This window comes from Neisseria sp. 27098_8_139 (assembly GCF_041433195.1).
Lineage (GTDB): Bacteria > Pseudomonadota > Gammaproteobacteria > Burkholderiales > Neisseriaceae > Neisseria > Neisseria subflava.
On record NZ_JAPWBA010000005.1, the window covers coordinates 1 to 21,407 of the forward strand.

At 45.1% G+C, this 21,407-nt stretch carries 20 protein-coding genes; all 20 read right to left on the reverse strand.

Going from position 1 to position 21,407, the window contains the following annotated elements; all coding sequences use genetic code 11:
- Positions 1-361: 361 nt before the first annotated feature.
- Positions 362-988 (reverse strand): recombinase family protein, encoded by a 627-nt coding sequence (locus O3660_RS06655; RefSeq protein WP_049351093.1) that lies wholly within the window; start codon positions 986-988, stop codon positions 362-364.
- Between the two features lie 8 nt (positions 989-996).
- Complete coding sequence (locus O3660_RS06660; protein ID WP_049351092.1) at positions 997-1,671, reverse strand: Fic family protein; 675 nt, start codon at positions 1,669-1,671, stop codon at positions 997-999.
- An 839-nt stretch (positions 1,672-2,510) separates the two neighbouring features.
- Positions 2,511-3,623, reverse strand: a complete 1,113-nt coding sequence (locus O3660_RS06665) for a relaxase/mobilization nuclease domain-containing protein (RefSeq protein WP_318250381.1) — start codon at positions 3,621-3,623, stop codon at positions 2,511-2,513.
- Entirely contained in the window at positions 3,586-4,101 is a 516-nt protein-coding gene (gene mobC, locus O3660_RS06670) for a plasmid mobilization relaxosome protein MobC (RefSeq protein WP_371464710.1), read from the reverse strand. The genes O3660_RS06665 and mobC overlap by 38 nt, the downstream gene beginning before the upstream one ends.
- Before the next feature lie 62 nt (positions 4,102-4,163).
- A complete protein-coding gene (locus O3660_RS06675; protein ID WP_371464711.1) occupies positions 4,164-5,528 on the reverse strand; it encodes a hypothetical protein in 1,365 nt (454 codons plus the stop codon).
- A gap of 69 nt (positions 5,529-5,597) precedes the next feature.
- Positions 5,598-8,033, reverse strand: coding sequence for an LPD7 domain-containing protein (locus O3660_RS06680; RefSeq protein ID WP_371464712.1), 2,436 nt, complete (start codon positions 8,031-8,033; stop codon positions 5,598-5,600).
- A 61-nt stretch (positions 8,034-8,094) separates the two neighbouring features.
- Positions 8,095-10,107, reverse strand: a complete 2,013-nt coding sequence (locus O3660_RS06685) for a type IV secretory system conjugative DNA transfer family protein (protein ID WP_049351087.1) — start codon at positions 10,105-10,107, stop codon at positions 8,095-8,097.
- Between the two features lie 70 nt (positions 10,108-10,177).
- Positions 10,178-10,546, reverse strand: coding sequence for a single-stranded DNA-binding protein (locus O3660_RS06690; RefSeq protein ID WP_049323733.1), 369 nt, complete (start codon positions 10,544-10,546; stop codon positions 10,178-10,180).
- Between the two features lie 9 nt (positions 10,547-10,555).
- Entirely contained in the window at positions 10,556-11,683 is a 1,128-nt protein-coding gene (locus O3660_RS06695; protein WP_049351086.1) for an ATPase, T2SS/T4P/T4SS family, read from the reverse strand.
- Between the two features lie 54 nt (positions 11,684-11,737).
- Positions 11,738-13,060 carry a type IV secretion system protein VirB10 gene (gene virB10, locus O3660_RS06700; RefSeq protein ID WP_053090729.1) on the reverse strand — a complete coding sequence of 441 codons (1,323 nt, stop codon included), beginning with the start codon at positions 13,058-13,060 and terminating at the stop codon, positions 11,738-11,740.
- The gene (virB9, locus tag O3660_RS06705) at positions 13,057-13,890 is read right to left on the reverse strand and encodes a P-type conjugative transfer protein VirB9 (protein WP_065425730.1); all 834 of its coding nucleotides are present in this window, start codon (positions 13,888-13,890) and stop codon (positions 13,057-13,059) included. Before virB9 ends, virB10 begins: the two co-directional genes overlap by 4 nt.
- 27 nt (positions 13,891-13,917) lie before the next feature.
- Positions 13,918-14,622, reverse strand: a complete 705-nt coding sequence (locus O3660_RS06710; RefSeq protein ID WP_152333322.1) for a virB8 family protein — start codon at positions 14,620-14,622, stop codon at positions 13,918-13,920.
- A gap of 192 nt (positions 14,623-14,814) precedes the next feature.
- Positions 14,815-15,309 (reverse strand): hypothetical protein, encoded by a 495-nt coding sequence (locus O3660_RS06715; protein WP_049323729.1) that lies wholly within the window; start codon positions 15,307-15,309, stop codon positions 14,815-14,817.
- An 18-nt stretch (positions 15,310-15,327) separates the two neighbouring features.
- Positions 15,328-15,519: a hypothetical protein gene (locus tag O3660_RS06720; RefSeq protein ID WP_152333321.1), complete on the reverse strand. Its 192-nt coding sequence runs from the start codon at positions 15,517-15,519 to the stop codon at positions 15,328-15,330.
- A 23-nt stretch (positions 15,520-15,542) separates the two neighbouring features.
- Positions 15,543-16,457, reverse strand: a complete 915-nt coding sequence (locus O3660_RS06725; RefSeq protein WP_049351082.1) for a type IV secretion system protein — start codon at positions 16,455-16,457, stop codon at positions 15,543-15,545.
- 62 nt (positions 16,458-16,519) lie between these two features.
- Positions 16,520-17,191: a type IV secretion system protein gene (locus tag O3660_RS06730; RefSeq protein ID WP_371464714.1), complete on the reverse strand. Its 672-nt coding sequence runs from the start codon at positions 17,189-17,191 to the stop codon at positions 16,520-16,522.
- Between the two features lie 83 nt (positions 17,192-17,274).
- On the reverse strand, positions 17,275-19,689 hold the full coding sequence (locus O3660_RS06735) for a conjugal transfer protein (protein WP_371464716.1): 2,415 nt from the start codon (positions 19,687-19,689) through the stop codon (positions 17,275-17,277).
- Positions 19,589-20,023, reverse strand: coding sequence for a VirB3 family type IV secretion system protein (locus O3660_RS06740; RefSeq protein WP_371464717.1), 435 nt, complete (start codon positions 20,021-20,023; stop codon positions 19,589-19,591). Before O3660_RS06740 ends, O3660_RS06735 begins: the two co-directional genes overlap by 101 nt.
- Before the next feature lie 22 nt (positions 20,024-20,045).
- Entirely contained in the window at positions 20,046-20,357 is a 312-nt protein-coding gene (locus O3660_RS06745; protein ID WP_371464718.1) for a hypothetical protein, read from the reverse strand.
- 67 nt (positions 20,358-20,424) lie between these two features.
- A complete protein-coding gene (locus O3660_RS06750; RefSeq protein WP_371464719.1) occupies positions 20,425-21,084 on the reverse strand; it encodes a lytic transglycosylase domain-containing protein in 660 nt (219 codons plus the stop codon).
- Positions 21,085-21,407: the final 323 nt, after the last annotated feature.

Below are 21,407 nucleotides of genomic sequence, written 5' to 3' on the forward strand. Positions count from 1 at the left end.
ATTTGAGTAGAAGCAGGAGTGATTTGGGATGAAAACAGCCGAGCTTGCAGTACATGAATCGTCAATGAACCTGTTACTTCCGAGACCACTCCCCTATTTACAGCTGTACTGTTCAGCTAATAGATAACTACCTTCCTTATCTGACTAGAAGAATACTTTTGATAAATCTGATTGCACTCACTCACTACTTTGTCAAAATCAATATCTTCAGGTTCTGAAGCATACAGTTCCCGGTGTAAGGCAACCAAACAACTTTGATCAGGTGTACGGCCTTCGCTTCGTGGAGTTTTTCACGCAATCATGGCCAAAACTGAAGCCACACGTTCAATCAAAGCGTCTTTCTGCATTAAGGTAGCCATTTTTATTCCTTTTCTGAAATTAGGGATTGTTTGTGTTGTCGCATTACCAGTTTCACCAGGGATACGCTACATCCGGCCAACTTGGCTGTTTCTTGAAGGGTATGATGTGAGCGCAGGCTGATAATCAATTTATGTTTTTGAGTATCTGCCTGACGACCTTTGAATCGTCCTTGTTTTTTTGCTTCAGCAATTCCTGCTGCTTGGCGTTTCTTACGTTGTTCGTAGTCATCTCTAGCCATTTGTAGGGCAATTTTAAGCAACATGGTTTGTATGCTGTCTAAGACGATTTTGGCAATATCGGAGTCAGTCTGTATTTGACTCAGGTCGATAATGCCGGGAATGGAGAGAAATGCTCCTTTTTCACGGATACGGTTTACCAGCTTTTCTGCTTCAACCAGTGGCAGACGAGTGATACGGTCAATATGCTCGGCGATGATCACGTCGCCTTCTTGCAAATCGGCAATCAATTTGTTCAATACAGGTCTGTCGGCACGAACGCCCGAAGCCTTTTCCTTATAAACCCCCGCAATGTAGTAACCTTCTGCCTTAGCTTTCTCAATTAAGGCGTTTTGCCGCTCAAGATTTTGTTCTTCAGTGCTGACACGTTGGTAGATTCTTGCTGCTTTCATGTTCAGCCTCAATAGTCGATACCAAAAATACAATTTTGGTACAAATAAGTAGCAACGTCAGTATCATCTCCGGAACGGTAGAAATCCGAAAGTTTTGTGTTGAACTCGGGCATTTGCAGTTCTGAAATTTCTAAAATACCGCAGCCTTTTTCGATCAACATTGCATTGGCAAACAGCGTGGCCGTTCGTTTGTTACCGTCCCAAAAGATTTGCTGACGCATAAAGGCCAACATGGAGCGGATAGCCGTTTCAGTGGTTGAATTACTTCTGTTTTCAATTTGTCCCAACAGGTTCTGTACGTCAACTTCCGACATTGCAGGCGGTGTGTGTCGAGACCCATCAACCAGGGTAACGCCGACTGTACCAGTACGGAAATCTCCGGGAGCCAATGAGTCTTCCTGGGCAACAATACTGTTGATTTTTTTTAGTAGTGGTATATCAACGGGAAGGCCGTCTGAAATATGGCGCATTACATATTGGTAAGCACGTTTCAGATTTAAGATAGTCTGAATATCACCCAATGATGCTGAAGCAACATTTTGCCCATTGATAATCTGTTCTGTCTGCAACAAAGTTGTCTGACAGTTTTCAAACCGGCTTAGATTGTGGATTTGGGCAACCAATACCTTTTTGGCCAAAAAGATATTTTCTTTCAGGCTGAGATTATATTTATCTGGAAACACTGTTGCTCCTTATACGAACAAAGGTGGTTAATTTGGGTATGCTCTAATTACCTATTTTCGAGATATTACAAAGAATCGGATAATTTAAAATATTGTGGACTTAAATTGCCCACATTCAAATTATCCACTCTATTTGCCCATTGTGCAATAAAAAAAACCATCCCGAAGGATGGTTTGACTAAACAAATTAATGTTTTTTATTTTTTACAGGGAAGATCCAGTAATCTCTTCCGTAATCATGAGCGTCAAGGTAGCGGTCGCTGTTCTTGACTCTCCGGAACCGGCATTTAACCCAGCCGTTTTCGAAGATAACTTCTTGATTCTGCATAAATTGCCTTTCAAAAAAGGCGTGAATACTTTACAACCTTTTATTCTTTTGATCTCCTACTTTGACAGACTTAATTTATAAAAATGTTCATTTAAAACATCAGTTTTACATTAAATATGTTTCAAAATGCTTGACCTTTGATTAAAAGCCCAAGTAGAATACGTTACTTATCAAACACAATTAGTAAATAACGTACTAGCAACTTAGGAAGTATTCACACCAACCTAGATGCTTTCTACTAATTAACAAGCTAACTCACCTGTTATAGATCAAGTTAATGTTCCAGCATTGAACTTGAATCCATAACGGGTATTTGACTTGCAACCTATATTAGTATGAAGCATGTTGACATAAATGTCAACAGGGTAGTAATTATATTTAGTGTGAATTTATATAAGTTGTTAATTCCAAAAGATATTTATTTTGGAATAATTTTTCTGCCTATTTTAGGTACAAAAAGCCCTGCGGCCATACAGACATCTGTATGGCCGCAGGGCTTTTACTTTATCGGTTAACGAGAGAGGTCGTTGTCTTGTTCAACATTTGATTGCTTGAAAGAGCGGGTTTCGTGTTGCATTTGAGGTCTGACCTTTTGATCGTATTCCCGTTGTGCTTTAGTGCTTAGAGGCTGTCCAACCATATCCTTAGCCAGTTTACTGATAAGCCGGGCTTCATTTTTGTGTCCCATCTTATATAGTTCCTTGGCTATAAGACCATATTCAGCCAATATGTAACCGCGTGTCTGCATGACCTTCTGAATGTAGGGATGTGTCGGACGTTCCAGGTTTTTGATTGCTTGGTTTAATTCTTCCAGCCGTTGCTTTTCGATGCGGGGTGTTGCACCACGTTCTTTCATGGCTCGCACTATGCCATTTTCAGCTTTGAGGATTTTTCCCCGGTGTTGCCGTTTAGTAGCCGCACACTCTACACCTTCCTCCCGGAGTTTTTCAGCAAAACGGACGCGCCATTCAAAAAGATCATTTTTACGCGGATTAAGCCGTTGCCCGTAGGTATCTCTCATCAATACACACAAATGTACATGGGGATGCTCAGGTTCGCCTTCTTTTTCGGATTCGTGATGTAAAGCGAAGAGATATTGATGGTCGGCAAACTGTTCGGCGGCAAAATTTCGGGCAGCATTCAATACTGCCTGTGGAGGTGTTCCGGCAGGCATGGATAGGACGATATTGAGGGCTTCCCGGTGTTTGCCTCTTTCGGGGATATTGAGTTTCTGCCAATCTTCTAGTTGCGATTTGACGGCTCTTTTACCGTTTAATTTTTCACCGGAGTGATTTTCGACAGTAATTTTACCGTTGCGTGAAATGTAGTCCAAATGGTTCCGTATGCCCTGCATACCATTGGAGTTTCGACTTAGCCTTTTAGGGATTTTAACCATGACTTCGGGGTGTTTTTTAGCCGCCGCCGTCAGGTTGGCCAAACCGCTGCCGGATTTGAGTGGGATGCGGGTATTTCCCCTGTGTTTGGATTTGGGGACGGAAAGGCCGGTATCTTTGGCTCGGACGGAACGGGTTTTGTAGCCCAAGAACCAGTCGTCTATTTTGCGGTGCAGGGACACGGTTTTGCTCCTATTCGGACAGGCGTTTTCGGTTGATACGCAGTACATCGCCGACCCTTTGGGTGTGCTGTTTGATGTATTGGGACAGGGCTTTGATCTGCTCGGACGTGAGGGATGCGCTTTCACCCATATTGAGCTGTCGGGCGATTTGGTTGAGGTTGCGGCCTATACTTAAAAGCTGGTAGTTTGACTGGAAAAGCACTTCGACTTCGGCCGCCGTCAGCAGGGGATGCTTACGGACGTGCGACTGGACTATATCGCGTATGATGTCGTTCACGCTGCTTTTGTGCTTTTTGGCGGCGGCTTCGAGGTAGGCACGGTCTTTTTCGGGCAGGCGGACGGTAACGCGTTTGCTGCTTTTTGGGGGTGGAAGTCCGATCAATTCGGGTTCTTCCTTTTCAAGCTGCGCCTTCAAAAGCCGTTTTGCCATCCACGACACACTGGCTTTCCCATACCGTTGTTTTGCCAGTTGCGTAAGCTCTCTAATTTCTTCATGGGTTAAACCATAGACACTGATTTCAGGCATGGTTCTTTTCCTTAAAAAAACAAGGTCGTCTGAAACCATGTTTCAGACGACCTTTCTTATCATTATCGTCCGTAAAACAGTTCCTGTTGCTCAGGAGGCTGTTCCAGGTCTTTTTGTGTCGTCAGGCGGCCATATTGGGTCTGATAGAAATTCAGGCGTGCCTGCATCTGTGTTTGTTCGGGCAGGCCTTTAATCAGGTTTTCCATGCCTGCCTCTAAAATGCGGTGCTTTTTCTGCCCGTCTGCATTCATATCAGATAACCGCTTTTCGTACTGTCCTTGAACTGCCTGTAAACGTTCCTCAAGGGATTGTTGTATAACGGCTGTGTTTGAGCCTTTGATAGTTGGGGCAGGGCGGATCTGCTGTGGTACAGGGTGATGGCTGAGCCACGCGACGATGTTGCGATCTTCGTAATAAGGAATGGCAGGATCCAGCTTGGCGTATGTATCTGCAATATCGCAACCCAAGGCTGTGAAGGCAGTAGTACGGGGATTTTTGTAACCGGTGCCAATATAGCCGGAAGGTTTCATGGTCTTGTCGCGCAACCGTTCTGTAAACTGTTCCAGTTCAGTCAACCGTTGCATCGTATGTTTCTCCCCGTATCCGTTGACTTCACCACCATTGATTTTGTCCATAAATGCTTCCATACGAACATAGGGAATACCGGCTTTTTCCAATATAGCTATTCGTTCGGCAATTTTTTCGGATTGTTTGGCGATGGCCGCATCCAGCGAATCAGCCGCATTCTGCCAGCCGCGATTGAAGGCTTGAAGGTCTTCACCTTTGAGACCGAAATCAGGCATTGTGGGTAGCTGAGGAGGACGTTTCACAGATATTTCAGGTAACTTTTCTGCCGGTTCTTGTACCGGCCGGGTTTCGTTTTTTTCTGCTACCGCCTCTTGTTTGGTTTCGTTTTCACGTTCTTGACGGTGCAGGGCAAGGATATGGTTATAGGTGTCGCGGAATTTGGCGAACTGTTCGCCTTTTACGCCTTGCAGGTAGGCATAGCCGAACTGCTGCTTGTCTTTATCCCATATGATGCGTGCTTTCTCTACGCCGCTGACGAAAAAGCGGTTCGGGAATTTGCGCCATTGGGTAATTTCGCCGGACTCAATCATCGGTATTAAAAACGCAGGGATGTCGGCATTGTTCACGCGGTCGATGGCCGCCTGTTCACGTTCGATGGCGCGCAGGGTCTTCTCAATTTCCTTGTCCGCCGTCCGCAAACCGTCGTTCTGGCGTTCCCAGCGGTTCAATGTTGCCTGTCCGTTGCGCTTGTCGTTGAGCGGTTGTCCGTTCGCACTGCGAACGTCGTCGAAATGGTTTTGCAGCCGTTGGTCGAACGCCGCCTGTTTCTTTGCCAGCGACTGTTGCAGGATTTTCATTCTCCTGCTGCCCGCAGGTTGCTTGTTTTCATTCTCTGCCATATTGCCTCCAAGAAAGAAAACAGCCTGAAACCGCAGGGTTTCAGGCTGTAAGGTAAACCGTCAGAAAAATCAGCGGCCAAGTTCCACTTCAGGCTCTTGGGAGCGGCCGTGCTCATGCTGCCGATCGTTCTGCCGTGCCTGCTCCGGCGACGGAATCTGAATCGGATCGGGCAGTTTCAGCTTCGTTCCGTGCATATTTTGGGCGGTATGCTCGTAGTAGTTTCTCAAGGCTTTTGTGCGTACATCACCTTCCAGCCCGCGTATTGAATCCATCACACCGCGTTCATACATTGCCAGTTTCTTTTGATTGGGCTTACTCAACTTTTGTGCTTTCTGCATATAATGATCTTTCGCCGCAACAAAGCCTGTATTCAACGCAGTCGCCTTCATATCATCAGTCTGATGCACAACTTCGGCGGGAACTTCTTCCCGACCAATGGAATGAACCGGTACGTCAATATCGGTATCAGCTCGTGGAGAAGCATTGATTGTACTGTCGGATGGCAGTGTGCTTTGCGCTTTCAGTCGATCAGCGGCAGACAGCATGGCAGCATCGGACTGGGTATGGATGCGCTCTTCACGTTCAACCTCGGGTTTAAGCTGTTCCTGCTCCTGTGTAGGCTTCCCCGTTTCGCTTTGAGAGTTACCCTGTTCTGTTCGTTTGTGAGGCTCTTGTCTTGGCTGTTCCTTTTCTACTTCCGGTTGTCGTCTTTCCTGCTCACGCACCATCTCCGGTGTAATGCCGTTTTGCGCGTAACGTTCCCGCAACGCTTCCACTCGCTGCAAATCAGCGGCAGTCGGATTGTAGCCACTGGTACGGATACCCTGGGCGGCAGCTTCAATAAACATTGCCTGACGGAAATCTTTACTGCCCGACAACTTGATGCTGTCCCAACCTTTGGCTTTGACAACTTCCAACATATCCTTGACTGTTTGCGGATCAGAAAGGGCTGTTTTTAACTGCTTGCCTTTATCTTCAAACAGCACTGTTTTGTGGTCTGAAACGGAATAGAATTTGCCCCCTACGGTGTGATAGCGAGTTTTGATATTTTCCGGAATGCGGTATTGCAGATCTAAAACTACTTTACGCGTTTCTTGGCTTTTTTCAGACAAGTTTGCAGTTTTGGGAGCTTCTGTTTCAGGTTCGGGTTGTTTTCCTGATTGCACCTTTTTCTCTGATTCTTGAGCAGGCTCCGAATGTTTAGTTTCAGAATGCTTGTGATCAGGTTGTTGTTCGGGCTTTGTGTTTTTTGAAGTTTCGGGTTCATTGACGTTCTGTCTGCGGCCATCAAATTCAATGCTGTTTGTTTCGGTGGCCAAAGTTGTCTGAATGTTCTCTTTGCTCTCGGAATTCATCGGGTTCTCCAAGTGTTTAGTTTCGGTACGGCTATCGTTGGCTTTATCTGCTCTTTCGCGCCATGCCTCCAATTCGTCAGCGATTGTCTGTTCTTGGCTGCTGATGTCGGGCTTTGGGACGAGATTGATACCTTCTTTAAAGGTTTGGCGGACAGCCTCTAAACCGGCCAGTTGGTGTAGATCGTTGAAATCACTCGGTAAAGGGGGACGGCCTTTTTCATCTACCCCTTTGCCTTTCTGATATTGTTGTATCTGCGTCATGGTAAATTCGGGCTGGATTGCCGTGGCACGATCGCCCAATAAAGCAACCGCCTGTCGTGCTTTTTTAATGCCGGTTTGTGAAGCATCATTATCAACTGCAACCACGACAGGTACGTTTTGAGGAAGATTTTGTGCCAGTCGTTCGGCAACGGCAACCATATTACCTGCATCAAAAGCAATGATGACGGGCTTGCCAGTGGCTTCGTAGATACTTGCCGCCGTAGCATATCCTTCCGCCATGACGACACCGACCTTTTCTACATCCTCAGCCTTACCGATAAAGGCATATGCTCCCTGAACCTGACCTCCTGCCAAGAAACGTTTACCGCCATCTTGGTTGATGGATTGCAGGTTGACGATCTCATTTTCGTACAGGACGGGGATAATCAGATTGTCGTTGTCCTTATATTCGTTTTGACGCAGACCGGCGATGGCATCCGGGTTGGTAATTCCTTTGGCAGCAAGATAGGGATGGAGCAAAGAGGCAGGTCGGCTGCTTTGCCATATCTTTTGTGCTGTGATTTTGACCTTTTGTTGTGTTTGTTGCCGTTCGCGTTCGGCAGCCAAACGTTTTGCTTCGGATTCTGCCTTACGACGTTCAAGCTCTTCCGCACTCGGCGGCGTATAAGGCTTGGTAGGCTGCCATCCGTTCTGCCGCGCCAACTTCCATACGGTTTCAATGTGCCACATTCCTGGCTTCAAGCTTTTCCAGGTCGATTTAGCATCACGAGCAGAATAACTATCGGCACGTTGAGACCATTCGTCCCAAAGGTCGTATCCGTTCTCACCCAGTTCATCTTTAACGGCTGCGCCAACCTGCCACCAGGTATCTCGGTCTTGTGAGTCGATATAACTCAAAGCACTGCGAATGTCGTCAATGTCGCTCATATCTTCAATTCCTTATAGACTGAAAAAAATAAAGCGGCCTGCATTTTGCAGACCGCTTCTCTTATGCTCCGGCTTGGACGTTATCACCTATGAACTGCTTGATAAATGGCAGTGAGTCTTCACCCCAATTTTCCAAAAGCACAGGCATCAGTTCATTGATATATTCCGGCGGGCTATCCGGCGGAATAATCGAGGATAGGATTGCACCGGCAATTTCTTCTGAGTTTGAAGCATCCTTCCAATGGAAACTATCCATCTCATCGGGAGAAACGAATGTTGCTTTAGATGCAGTGATGGGTGATCTAACATCGGTATGAATATCCAAAACCGGGATCTCCGGCAATTCCCAATTTGCCCGTTTAGCGAATACGGGGTCGGTGTAATATACGATTTTCTTGGCATAGATCGGACGGCTGTTACCCAAGCTGATGATACAGTCGCTTTTCGGCATTATCTTCAACTCGTCCGGATTCATCACTGCTCGGCGTTGATCACTGGTACTTGTGCTTCGACTTCCCCCTTTCCCTACTGACCGTGATGTAGATTTGGCTTTGTAAGTCTCGTAACCGATAAGTTTACTGTATTCATCAGCATCGCTTTGTTCTCGCGGTGGATAGACAATTTGACAGCCAAAGTTGGTGAAAAATGTGCGTGTTGCATCACGTCCATATAGATCAGTTACCTGAGATGGAGTTTGTATAATCAGCAGAAGACGCAGACCGTAACCGGCGATATACGAGACACCGTGCTGAATGGCTGGAATTACACCCAAGGCGGTAAATTCGTCCATCAATAGGCAACATTGGTATTTCAGCGCATCGGAATTGTTGGACGGCAAACCCTGCTCGACGTTTACTGTAATCAGTTGGCTGAAAAAAAGGTTCGTCAGTCGTGAAAATACGGCTGTTTCAGTCGGAACAATACCGATATAAACCGTCATCCGTTTTTTGCGTACTTCATCCAAGTAAAAATCGTCGCCACTTGTTGCCGCTTCGACTACCGGGTCAATGAAAATACCCAAAGGCGCAATCAGTGTCGCCAAAATGTCTGCACCCGTTTTGGCGTTACCGTTGGCAAAGCCCATCAGTAGGCTGCGGCAGTTTTGGCTCAACTTTGTATGTGGCTGTTGTTCGCGCAATGTCATTTCATCTTTAATCCACTCTGCCAACGTTCTACCATCCGATGGGGTCGTCAAACGGAACAGGTTGGCCAACGTGGTTTTGTTTTCAGGTAAAGATAAGTCGCGCTCCGATTCCGTCTCAACCATGTAGAGCAACAGACCGGCAAACAGGTTTTGTGCAGATTCCTGGAAAAAGGTCGCACTGCCGTTATCTTTAGACGGCTTTGGGTACATGATGGAAGCGATGTTTTTCACATCTTTGTAGGTATAGACGGGATTTCTGCGAATATAGGTACAAGGATTCCAACGGTGTGAAACCAAAGGCGCGTTCGGATTGCGTTCGTGTTCAGGCATTCTACCGGCCGGATTAAACAAAAATACTTCCTGCCCATGAGAAGACCGATAGCCACCTGAAATCAGGAAATTTTCCAGTTTCGGATCAAATACGACCATGCTGTCCCGGTAGTGAAGACAGTTTGGAATCACAATACCTACGCCTTTTCCTGACCGGGTAGGTGCGGCTAAATATAAAAATTCGTTACCTGACCAACGCAAATAATCGTTACCATATTTCCCAATCAGTAAATCCGGTTCCTCATCACCAGTAAATTTCTTTTTCAAAAGACCATGCTTTGTGATTTCCATACGATTGGCAAAGCGCGCCGATCCATGCAGTTCACGTTTTGGTTTCATCAGCATTGCTGCACAAATTATCACGGCAACTACAATTGGAATCAGAAGAGCAATAAAGACTGATACTTCAAAGGCCGTCTGAGCGCCAGGTCTCAACCGGTCGTAGTATTTCCAATAGTGGTACAACATGCTAACGGATGGCTCACTTTTTAAATTCAACCATGCCGTCATTACGATACTACCTAGGTACATGCCACCAGCAAAACTTATTGGAACAAAAATGCCCAGCATGGCTAACAGCCCAATTAACTTGTTTTTCATTCTCTAATGCCCCATAAAAAAATATAGCCCGCTTAAAGCGGGCATACGATTACAGCTTGAACTCAAAAACTTACAGATATTCCAAACCGGACACAGTTTCGTTTTGGTTTTTTGTATGAATAATCTGTATTTCTCCAGCCATAATCTCATACACAGTCTTCTCAACACCGTGATGTTCGTAACGGCGTGATTGCAACTTACCTGCAACCCACAAACAATCACCTTTCTTCATGTAGCGACAAACTGTTTCTGCCTGTTTGCCGTACAACACAACATTAAACCATTCGATTCGTTCACGTTGCTCGTTACTGGCTTTGTCACGCCATTTTTCTGTATAGGCTAGTGAAATACTGCTTACAGGCGTTTGATTGGGCAGATAACGCAATTCCGGGTCTTTTCCCAAATTACCCATTACTTCAATACGGTTTAGGTATGGCATATTTCTTCCTTAAACTCGGCCACGCATGGCATAAAATTTTTCAACCGGGTCAAAATACAGTTCGGTCATATGAGTCTTTTCAAAATAGGCAACAACATCAATACTGGATTTAACCGAGTTGAGGATATAGTCGTAATCCATTGTCCGGCCAGTTGCCGATTCTTTCGCCAGTTGGGCGATACGGTAATGGACGCTCCGTGCATCATTGGCATGGACGGACATTAGGCCGCCCGGATGGCCTGTATTTAAGAGCGAGATATAATCCCAAGCCTCGTCGCCACGCAGCTCAGTCAGGAAAACGCGGTCGGGTTTTAAACGCATACAGGCGGCAATCAGCATTTTTGCCGTGATATGGCCTTTGTAAAAGAGGTGGGCATGATTAAGGTGCATGGGCAAGTCAAGCTCATGCGTGTCTTCCAGCGTAATAATACGGGTTTCTGCCGGTACCAAATCGGACAGGGCTTTAGTGAAGGTCGTCTTACCGGAGCCGGTGCCACCGACCATACAGATATTGAGTTTGTGTTTAATGGCCAAAGCAAAAAAGGCGTTCATATTACGGTTTGCCTTGTGATCCAACATCTCATATTGCCAAGGTGCAAGTTGTACGTCATGTGGCAACTTCATCTTGTCAGAAATATCCCGAAAATATTTGTGGTCTATTTCCATTTCGCCAAAATTGAGGTCGTCTGAAGCTCCAAAGGCAGATACATCTTGAAAACGGGAAACACGATCCGTCTGTATGTAATCGTCTAATGTAAAACGTGTCTGCGACGGTTTACGGAAAGCATAGACGATAGTTTTGTCTTCACAGGACGGCGGTATCATGATGTGGCCGCGTTCGCCGTCAGGCAGAGTAACGGAGTGGATAGGTTGCTCCATACTGATGTGTTTGCTGTTATAGGTACATAACGCCGTAGCAAGCTGAGTCAAAATCGGCAGTGTCAGTCGGTCGTCTTCAATCCGCTCAAAACCGGCCGAGGTTTCCAAAAAAACTTCGCGTTCCCGGTTAATCAGTACTTCGGTTACGCCTTCTCGGTTGAGATAATCGTCCAAACCTGTTTTGGCCATCAAGTTGCGGACAACCGCATCTGAATGGATAGATGCCTGCCCGTGAAAGGTTGTCGGGTTTTGTGTCATTTGGAATTAGGCTTTCATAAAAAAACCTGCCCCCGGAGGGGCAGGCCGTCTGAATCAGTATCCGTAAGGATTAACCAACTCATATACTTTGCTGAAATCAACATCCCGGGCAACCATGATGTTAATCAGTGAGCCCTGATTAATCGTACCGGTTGGCGGAATATTGATACTGTTTTTCAAGGCTTCGGTTGCCATCTGTTGCGCGGCCTCGCTCGTATTTTCATACGAGATGTGATTATTATTGCCCGAAGTTCGATTTTGGCGATTACCAACAGCATCACCAATATCACCAATCAAGCTAATCATAATAGAACCGCCGAAACGTTTCCAAAAATGGTATTTAACATAAGCAGCATGACCACTTTCACCCAAAGCCCCTGCACCTGGACTCGCTAGTGGCACTTTTACGCCAGTCGGCGTTTCCAGCTCATTCCATAACACGAAGACTCGTGCTTGTCCTTGCAACAAGGCGGAAGTTTGTTCACCGATGATTTTACTGCCACGTTCGATCAGAAGGGTTTGTCCATTAGCGGAATATACATCTTTCGATACGATACACCGGGTAAATCCAGGCTGGGTTGTTACTATCTTGGTATCCAATCCGCAAGGGATATTCGTTCCTTTGGCCAGCAGATATGTCAAATCTCCACGTTGTTGTGCTTGGGCTGAAGCTGTTACAGTTGCATTCAGTCGCGAACCAAAACTGCCCCCACCTCCCTGTGTAGCACCACCTCCATCCTCACCCCCAAAGAAACTTGGAGGGCTACCTGTATTCAGTTGTGCGCTACTTTCAGATGAAGTGCTGCCCAAGTCAGAGATACTACTATCGAACTTAACTAAAACATTACCACTCATTTTGCGGTCTTTAGGGGTTTGAGAAGGCGTAGTTTCAGATGGTGTGGCTTGAACAGTGCCATCGTAGGGTACTTGCTCCACCGGTTGAACAGTAGGTTGAACTGCACCCGTTTGGACTTGTGAAGCCACTTCCGGTTGAGGCTCGGAAGCACCCTCATCCGGAACGGGATCTGAAGCGGCTTGTTGATCCATCAGAGCAATTTCCGCTTTATCCTGGGCAAAGTTTTTACTCCCTGTTACTTCAGGAGCAGAAGCAGTCTTTGGTTGAGAATCTTCCGCTTCTTCATCCCCACCCGTCATCCCGATCAGTCCCGATACGATGACACCTACCGCAAGAATGCCTACTCCTGCTAAAGCGACCTTACGCATATTATTAGGTGTAGCAGTATTTAGATTCAGTGGTATGCCGGGTTCGATTTTATCGTTCTGAACAGATTGGGATAGGGCTTCAGGCTTTGTAAAATCACCGTTTTCTACGGTATTAGGCTTAGTTTTTCGTTTGAATTTGTCGAAGAATTTCATCTGCCTTCCTTCTCTCTACTAATACGGACAAAATCATGATTGCCGGTGCCGGTTCGATTAAACGTGCCTTGTTCATCGAAGCTACGATTTTCCAAACCAAGCACAGATTTTCCGAGGCGCAAAACAAAATGTTTTGCAGTTTCATGGATTACCACGGTATCGCCCTCCACATGGCTGTTAAGCAACATTTCTGTACCGTCAGCCATAACTTTGTAAATCAGTGGCAGTTCTCGACCGTTATCAAAGCTGAAATAAGTAAAGCGGCCATTATCGTAGGCCGCTGTCGGTGCTAGTGCTTTATTGCCCTTACCCCAATAGTTGTAATTGTGCTGAACACTGGATCGATGCCTTGTTCCTTTGATTTTTTCCAAAGCCTTAGCCTGTTTCTGAGCTTCGGCACGCGCTTTATATTCCGCAGTATCAGGATAGACAAATCGAAGTAAATAAGTCGGCTTTTGCACATATTTGCCGTTTTTCTTGCCGGTTAGCGACAAATCGAAGGCATATGTTCGTTTTTTGTTAGTTGTAATCAACATATTTGTGGCTGGAGCGGAAGCAACCGGCTTCATATAGAGATTGTTACCTCGAACTGCCAAATTCCAGGCTTCTGTATCACCCATACCCAAGCCGCTTGTATCACCAGTCAGCAATTCACCGTCTTCAAGTTGGATTAAAACAGCTTCTCCAATACGAGCATGAACATGAATAACATCATCGGGATTGTACACAACGGTTTGGATGCGGCCGTCTTTAGCCGACCCTTTGGGAACAGATACCGCTCCGGATACGGCAGGTAAAAGTCCCATCAGCAGTAATGCTGTCAGTTTCATTTTTACATTCATCGTTAACCCTTTCTGTTATGGCGCGGTTTCCGGATCGACGCGATAACTTTTGACAATAAAGCCCAATGGATTGATACGGCGGGCTTCCTCACTCATAGGTTGGTTCGCATATTCGTAGCCGATAGTTGCGATCATGTTTTGAACTGGAATTTCCTGATTTAAATCTCCTGAAATCGGAACCATGCGTTTTTCAAAACGGATTTGCGCGGTACTACCAATAAAAGTCACGGCTTTCACTTTGGCGACTACCTTGTATTGGTTTTTTAATACCTTATGCGGAGCTTGCGGATTGTCGTTATAGATTTTTGAAAATGCTGCCTGAATCTCAGGTGAACTCATCAACATAACCGCATCGTAGTTATCCTGAATTGTTACCCAGTCATAGCTTTCACGAAGTTGGACGTAACGTGTCAACCAGTGTTTATCCATGACTTCGCCGTATGACTGTTCCTGATTTTTCATCATCGTTACAATTTCCGTTTGTCCGGTGTTGTTATCGACCTTGATTACATAAGGCCGTGTCTCTTTTAAAGGTGTCAGACCTGCTACTGCTCCAACTGCCAAGCCTGTGATCAAGAGACACGCACCACTGATGCGCCATGCAATTTTTGCTGATTTATGAACACGCACAATTTCTGCGCTTTCAAAACCTTTTGCGGCATTAATAAACTCAATAGCCATTTTGTTATTGCTGGCTTTTTGTGAATTGTCAGGCATCATTTATCCTCTTGCTTGAATAGTTGAATTAATCGGAAAAGGCGTACCGTGAGGTTGAGGAGGCTTTTTTCCGGAACATGCACAAAGTGCGATAGAAAGGGAGAGAAGAAGGATGGTTTTCACGGGGATTTCCTTGATTTATGAATCGATAAGCCCAAAAAAAACACCCCGATTGGGGTGTTCTTCACAGATAGATTAATAGGTTGTTGCGTGATATTGCGTTTTTTGAATATTGAAACGATTATCATCGGTTAGAGAAAGAGTTGTACGAAAGTTGTCAATTTTGACTTTCTCTTTAGGAGGTATGTGGATGTCGGTTGATACTGCCGACACATAATAACCCTGTTTGTCATAAATAGGAACGGACACATTAACCACAATCAGACGATTGGTTTTGTTTAAAGCCTCACCAGTAAAGGTTATATCTGCCTGTGGAATCGCCCCCTTATAACTGCCACCTCTTTGGACAACAAGCATTTTCAAGTTTTTTAATTCGTATTGAGCTGTCGATTTACTGCCTAAAGACAAAGTGTCTTTAGCTTGCCCTGCTCCCGAACCGGCCATACCTGAATTAATGCCCGCCAAAGTACCGTTGATGGCGCTGAGGCCGTCAGTCAGTTCAGCACAGGCACTCAAGCCCAAACTCAGGGCTGTTATAGCAGCAAATTTAGTAATCTTGCGATAATCCATATTTAAACCCTTAGAGTATTAATCATCAAAACGAACCGGTACTGGTCGGTCAAGCAGTTTAAAAAATAATCCAAAAATCGATAAACCGATACATAGCCCGGCTAATCTGGCCAAAGAACTTTCCATCAAGTTGCCGAACATACCGATAAACATCAATGTGCTCACAGAAAGCAACAACATCCACCAAAGCATTTTAGTTACGAAAGTCATAATCATATTCTCCTAAAATTGGATTATTCCTTTTTGACTTTCCCGCCACCGGGAAGTTCCACACCTTTTGCCCATCTTGCCACAGACATAACGGTTCGACTGAAACCGTTTACAGATGCCCCACCCGTTAAAGCGGAAGAAATCGAAGGAATACTCCAGGCAACCAAAATAAAAATTGTTGTTGATAGGAAAAAGAGCGGAATCAAACCGACTACCTGAGCAACTGATCCGATCTCTCCAACTACTGCTCTTTCTAATTGGTTCTTGAAAAAATCATTCTGCAATGCACCTAGAATAACGTAAAACACTACTGTAACTGAGTAATTAAGGATTTGCCCTATCCAATTCATGCCCCACTGCCGTGTTGCAGGAAACAACATTGAACCTATAAACATAGGTCCGATGACGATTACCATCGCCAATGATAGTTTGGCAATTAGGTAATAAGCAAATGTAATGAGAAAGAACAAATAAGCCAATATAACAGCAACCGTACCACCAATATAAAGCATCAGCTTATCTGATACTTGTAGCATATCCAAAGAAGAGGCATACGCAAAAATATTCTCCATCATCTTTAAGATATTGTTGCTTTGGGTATCCAACGCGCTTGCAGTATAGGTTGAAGTCCCCAACAATCCACTCAGATTTTCGGGCAACATCCACATGATATTGGCGAGTTTCTGATACTGACTGGAATTGAACGCAAAAGCGATAATTAGCAACCAGCCGATCATGCGCTTACCCAAATCCACGACATTTTCATCAAACCCCCGTTTGTAATAGTCAAACGCGATCAACAGGATATAAATCCCAAAGCCGATTTGAAAAACCGGAGCAATACCGCTGATCATGTTGTTTGATTTTTGGAACAGATTAGTTCCCATACCGTTTAGTAGAAAGTTGGCGAGTTCGGAAAAATAAGAAGTTGTTTCCATAATTTGCCCTATTTTATTTAGTGCTGCATTCGCTTACTCCCGAATGCAGCACAATAAAGCTACTACTGATTGCAGACCGCATAGTTGCGATCACGGATATGACGTGCCATACATTCTTCACGGGAAGCATACTGGCGCTGTTCGATTTCTTGTTGTCGTTTATACAACCGATCGAGCATATCCAGCTTGGTTTGATTGTTGGCGATTTTTGCCTGTTCCACAGAAATACGGTTTTGCAGATCAGTAGCGGCTTTGATGTCTTGTGTATTGTTGACTTCGTCCATCAAGCGCGACAGAGATTTAAGTTGTGTCTCCATCGAGTTAAAGACTTTTTCCATCTCCTTCATGTTATGCACAGCCATTCGTTGCGCCGTTTCAGGGTTATAAGCCTTACTATTAATTACAGACTTATAGTCGATATTTTTTGCGCCTTTATAAATCTCGCTCCACTCGGACGGAATTTGGTCTTTGAGCGTATCCTTCAAAAGATTGCCCATATTGCGCGAACCTGTCATCGCTTTAAACTGTTTAACCTGTTGTTCGTACTGCTGTTTCATTTGTGCGAGTTGCTTAGCCATCTCCATCATCTGCTGAATGAAGTTTTGGGCGCGTTGAGCTGCTGCTGCACCATCAACTACCGGAATACCACTAGCTGTAACTGCTAAAGGCATAGCTGCTAAACTCGTAACAAGAAGAGCCATAGCGGATATTTTCTTCAGATTCAATTTCATCATAAGTTCCTTGTTGAAAGCCGCATCAAGCGGCAAAAAAAAAGGCCGTTTGAAATTCAAACAGCCTTCGTTAAATTAAAAGAATATTATGCGGCTCGCGCATTTTTCTTCTCTTCACGGCGTTCTCGCAGGGTTTCAAGAAATGGGCGATACCAAACATCCGGATTTTCACTGCCAACATCTTCCATAATTTGATGCAACAACTCAACGTTATCAGATGAACCTGACAGGAAAGCCATTTCATCATGAAAACCGTACAAATCCAGCATGGCAAAAGCCGATTGTTTCGACTGCTTAACCAAGAATGTGCGACTTTCCAACGAGAGTTTGGAAAGTTCCTCAAACTCTTTTAGCGTCAGGCCACAACGTTCGTAGCTGTTTTCAAATTCGGCATCAGGATTCGGCAGAAAGATTTTAGTTGGTGTTTGTTGCACAATCGCCGGGAAAATAGGACAAGAAATCGCATCCTCCGGTGATTGCGACACCAAAATCAACCAGCCGCCGCGTTTACGGTCGGTTTTCAGAATTTTGAGCATGATGTCCTGCAATGCCTCAAACCGGGCAGCATACCAAAATTCTTCAATGATGGAGGCAAGGATGCCGTCTTCTTTGGCAACTTTGTCCATCATGATATTTCTCAGGTGGAACATATACGCTAAAACCGGAGCGGTCGGCGGATAGTCGTCCTTCAGAATATCGGTCAAGTCAAAGCCGACACGGTAAAACTGTTCGGCATCAAACAAGTTTGTTGGGTTGTCCAGGCACCATGCGAACCGTCCGCCTTCACTTTCGCACCATTTGGACAGGCGCATACGCAGTGAATTAGGATCAGGAACAACAGGGATGCTTTGCAGTAGATGACTGAACCGGCGGTTTTCATAATCCATACTGAACAGGGTATCGACAGCAGCCTGAATCTCCTTTTCTTCCGTAGCCGTCAATTTGCCATTCTCGTCCGCTCCACACATGCCGACCAAGCTGTACAGGAATTCACGGTTTGAAGGTGTGTCAGGCAGTTGAAAAGGATTTAACCCGGTAGGCACACCTGCTTCTAAGGCAAAATAAGAACCACCGATGGCGCGGATAAAGATTTCCATACCTCTGTCCAAGTCCATCACAAACATATAAGGATTGAAGCGTTCTGTGAACGCCATCATTGATGTTTGCAAAGTGGTTTTACCCGTACCGGTTGCACCCAACATCAGTGTGTGTCCGGCGATTTTCTCACCAAGGTTGTCCTCCTTCAGATTTGAGAAATGGAAGTTGAAATCGTAAATCGTCTTGGATGTGGTTTGCAGCGGCATAATTGCTGAGCCGTCACCAATCGGATTGCCCTGTTTTTTACCGTGCGAGTAGTTGTGTATGCCGAAGGTTGTCGCAAAGTTTGTTGTCGTTTTCGGGAAAGAGCGAGGTCTTTCCTTACTGCCCGGCACCTGACTGAAAAATGTCGCCGGAGCAGACAGCCCAGCCTTGGTAAAGCGGTAGCCACCCGCATTCAGGAATGTGGAATAAGCACGCGCACCGTTTGCCGCCGCCTCTTCCGCCGTCTTACCGTACACAACCAACGCCGCATGATAGTCGCCGAACATAAGTTCGCCCGATACCAGCAAGCCCTGACCTTCTTCCAGCTCTTCCTGTTGCGCGGTTGCTTTGTCGTTGACCGATGTCAGATTGTTCAACTGCTTCCTGATTTCACCCTGCATGTCGTAGGGATTAATAAATACAAGGCTTTGAGTGAATGTGAACTCACAAGGCAAGCGCAAGATTGATGTCAAGATTTTAGGTTTACTAATCCCAAAGTCTTTCAGATCGAACATTTGTGCAAACTTACGAGTCCCGTTTTGGGAACGAATTTCGCACAAATCCGAGCCAAAATGCAGATTAGCTCCTGGAATAGTCTGATAAGCATCAACGAAAGACAAAGGAATCTCTTCCCGTGTTCCATTAATTAGGCTACCAAAAAACGAGTACACCTCCGAGAAGGCAACACCGTTTTCATTCTTATAGGCAGTCAAAAGATACGGATCGTATGGTTCGAGTGAACGCATCAGAATCTGAATTTGCTCCTCTGCTTCTTTAATACCTGCTTCCAAATAGTCGTTCTTAATCAAAACCGTCAAATGGAACACGTTTTCAAAATAATCCGCTTCCTGAAAGCGTTTCAGATACTTGTCAGCAAACTGCTGACAGAAAGCCGTCTGAAACTTGTACTCACGGTCAAAGACAATCTTTTGGCGTTGCAGCGTTCCCCACACCGCCAAACGGTTGCCCAGGGTTTTGCCCATACCGGCGAGCAGGTTGCGTAACGATACAAACTGCGTGAACAGGTGCTTGTCGTCCACACCGTCAAACGGCAGGCCTTCCATGCGGATAACGAAGGCGAGATGTCCAGTTTTGTAATTAACGATGTTGTTTGTAACGTGTTGGCAGATTTTCGGTAGAAAATCCGACTGTGCCGGTTGCGCTTTTAGAGCGTTGCTCAAAAAATCGCTGATAATCACTTTGTTGTCTCCCGAATTTTGTAGCGAGAATGGTATTGGTGCCGTTGAACATTTTGGCGTTTCTGCGACGTAAGAAGTATTTTGTTTCATAGAAATAAATTCTTAGGGCTTGATCGTCGTTAACGCAGATGGTGCGGAAGAAAGCCAAAATTGGAAAAGGCAACAGTAGAAAAAACAATGCCTTCCCTTGGAGGAAAGGCATTGAGAACATTGCAGTCATCATTCCTACAAATATACAGGCTACAACCGCTGGAAGGGGAATACCCCAAAGCATAGCCTGACGACTTAAACCGTTGAATGTTGACTGCTCTGTATGAATATCTTCTCTTTTCATAAAGTTAACCAGTTCAATCAACTTACAAGCTAATAGAGCCACCTTTGGTAAACAAGTAGGTTGCAAATACGATTGCACCACCAGCAACGAAAGTTAATAAACTTGTTTCTAAAAAATCAGACCACGTTTTACGACCGGCCTTGATTTGAAAAACAGTCCAAAGTAAGACAGCACCGGCAAGAACACCTACCAATGTATACATACCTGCCCTGATATTTGTGGCTATTGTTGTAACTTCATTAAACCCGTCTGCGAGTGTCATTTTCGCAACCGTTAACAAGGCAACTGTTGCAACTGTTTGTGTATTGGTTACAGCTTTTTTGATGTAATTCATCATCATTTCCTTTTTAAAAGACAAAAAAAACCGCATTTAGCGGTAAGTAAGAATTGCCCGAAGGCAGTTAAAACTCTTTAAATACATCCCATTCCGCGTATCGTTTGACGGGTGTTTGGGCTGCTACTTTGACTATGTTTTCAGACGAGCTGTTAGATCGCGCAACAGCAGGTATAGGCTTCGGTTTAACAGGCTGAACAGGGTGTGAAGCCAAAACAGTACGATTGCCGCTCAATCGTGCGTAACGTTCTTTCACGTTGCGGACGTAGTGCTGCGTTTCCCGATAAGGCGGAATACCTCCATATTTCCTGACAGCTCCCTCACCGGCGTTATACCCAGCCAGTACCAAATCAATATTGCAACCATGTGGGCTGGATTTGTCGGGAAAGTGGTTACATAAAAAACGCAGGTAACGTGTACCTGCGATGATGTTTTGTTCCGGGTCGTAGAGGTTTTTCGGATTTACCCCCATTCTTGCAGCAGTGGGAGGTATTACCTGTAACAAACCCCGTGCATTCTTATTGGACAGAGCATAACGGTTACCGGAACTTTCTCGTCCCATAACTGCCCATACTATATTTTTGTCCAAACGCTGTAATGCTGCATGCTTTTCAACTAATGCAGCGTATTGAGGGTATGGAGCATCGGCAATCGCTGATGTTTGGTAAAAAGCAAAGAGTGATGTTGTCAATATCAATATTCTCTTCATGTTTTTTTCACACCCCATTTCTCGGCAGGGGACACCTGCCAATCATTTACATAACGGATACGGCCACCCTCAATTGAGTGATACCGTGTTCCATAAACATACACTTTCAGACGACCGTCAGACATAGTCTTCAACACATTACAATACATCAAGTAATCAATCCGAGACCGACTATTTAATGAATGCGTACATTCAAGAAGATGCGAACCGTTCCAACCATCGGGTTGTTCGTTACGAATTGTTCTACCCATTATTTTTCCTTTATTTATTCTGAAAAGAAAAAACGAAAATCAAAGCAAATTGAGTAAAAATGCTTGGATTTTCGTTCTGTGGTATGTGTC

Coding starts and splice junctions, on each gene's coding strand:
- O3660_RS06675 (WP_371464711.1), bottom strand. CDS start 5,528: ATGGCAGAGAATGAAAACAAGCAACCTGCGGGCAGCAGGAGAATGAAA.
- O3660_RS06695 (WP_049351086.1), bottom strand. CDS start 11,683: ATGACACAAAACCCGACAACCTTTCACGGGCAGGCATCTATCCATTCA.
- O3660_RS06690 (WP_049323733.1), bottom strand. CDS start 10,546: ATGCCATACCTAAACCGTATTGAAGTAATGGGTAATTTGGGAAAAGAC.
- O3660_RS06655 (WP_049351093.1), bottom strand. CDS start 988: ATGAAAGCAGCAAGAATCTACCAACGTGTCAGCACTGAAGAACAAAAT.
- O3660_RS06715 (WP_049323729.1), bottom strand. CDS start 15,309: ATGGATTATCGCAAGATTACTAAATTTGCTGCTATAACAGCCCTGAGT.
- O3660_RS06730 (WP_371464714.1), bottom strand. CDS start 17,191: ATGATGAAATTGAATCTGAAGAAAATATCCGCTATGGCTCTTCTTGTT.
- virB9 (WP_065425730.1), bottom strand. CDS start 13,890: ATGAAACTGACAGCATTACTGCTGATGGGACTTTTACCTGCCGTATCC.
- O3660_RS06720 (WP_152333321.1), bottom strand. CDS start 15,519: ATGACTTTCGTAACTAAAATGCTTTGGTGGATGTTGTTGCTTTCTGTG.
- O3660_RS06665 (WP_318250381.1), bottom strand. CDS start 3,623: ATGTACTGCGTATCAACCGAAAACGCCTGTCCGAATAGGAGCAAAACC.
- O3660_RS06740 (WP_371464717.1), bottom strand. CDS start 20,023: ATGAAAAGAGAAGATATTCATACAGAGCAGTCAACATTCAACGGTTTA.
- O3660_RS06745 (WP_371464718.1), bottom strand. CDS start 20,357: ATGAATTACATCAAAAAAGCTGTAACCAATACACAAACAGTTGCAACA.
- O3660_RS06685 (WP_049351087.1), bottom strand. CDS start 10,107: ATGAAAAACAAGTTAATTGGGCTGTTAGCCATGCTGGGCATTTTTGTT.
- O3660_RS06750 (WP_371464719.1), bottom strand. CDS start 21,084: ATGGGGTGTGAAAAAAACATGAAGAGAATATTGATATTGACAACATCA.
- O3660_RS06725 (WP_049351082.1), bottom strand. CDS start 16,457: ATGGAAACAACTTCTTATTTTTCCGAACTCGCCAACTTTCTACTAAAC.
- mobC (WP_371464710.1), bottom strand. CDS start 4,101: ATGCCTGAAATCAGTGTCTATGGTTTAACCCATGAAGAAATTAGAGAG.
- virB10 (WP_053090729.1), bottom strand. CDS start 13,060: ATGAAATTCTTCGACAAATTCAAACGAAAAACTAAGCCTAATACCGTA.
- O3660_RS06680 (WP_371464712.1), bottom strand. CDS start 8,033: ATGAGCGACATTGACGACATTCGCAGTGCTTTGAGTTATATCGACTCA.
- O3660_RS06710 (WP_152333322.1), bottom strand. CDS start 14,622: ATGATGCCTGACAATTCACAAAAAGCCAGCAATAACAAAATGGCTATT.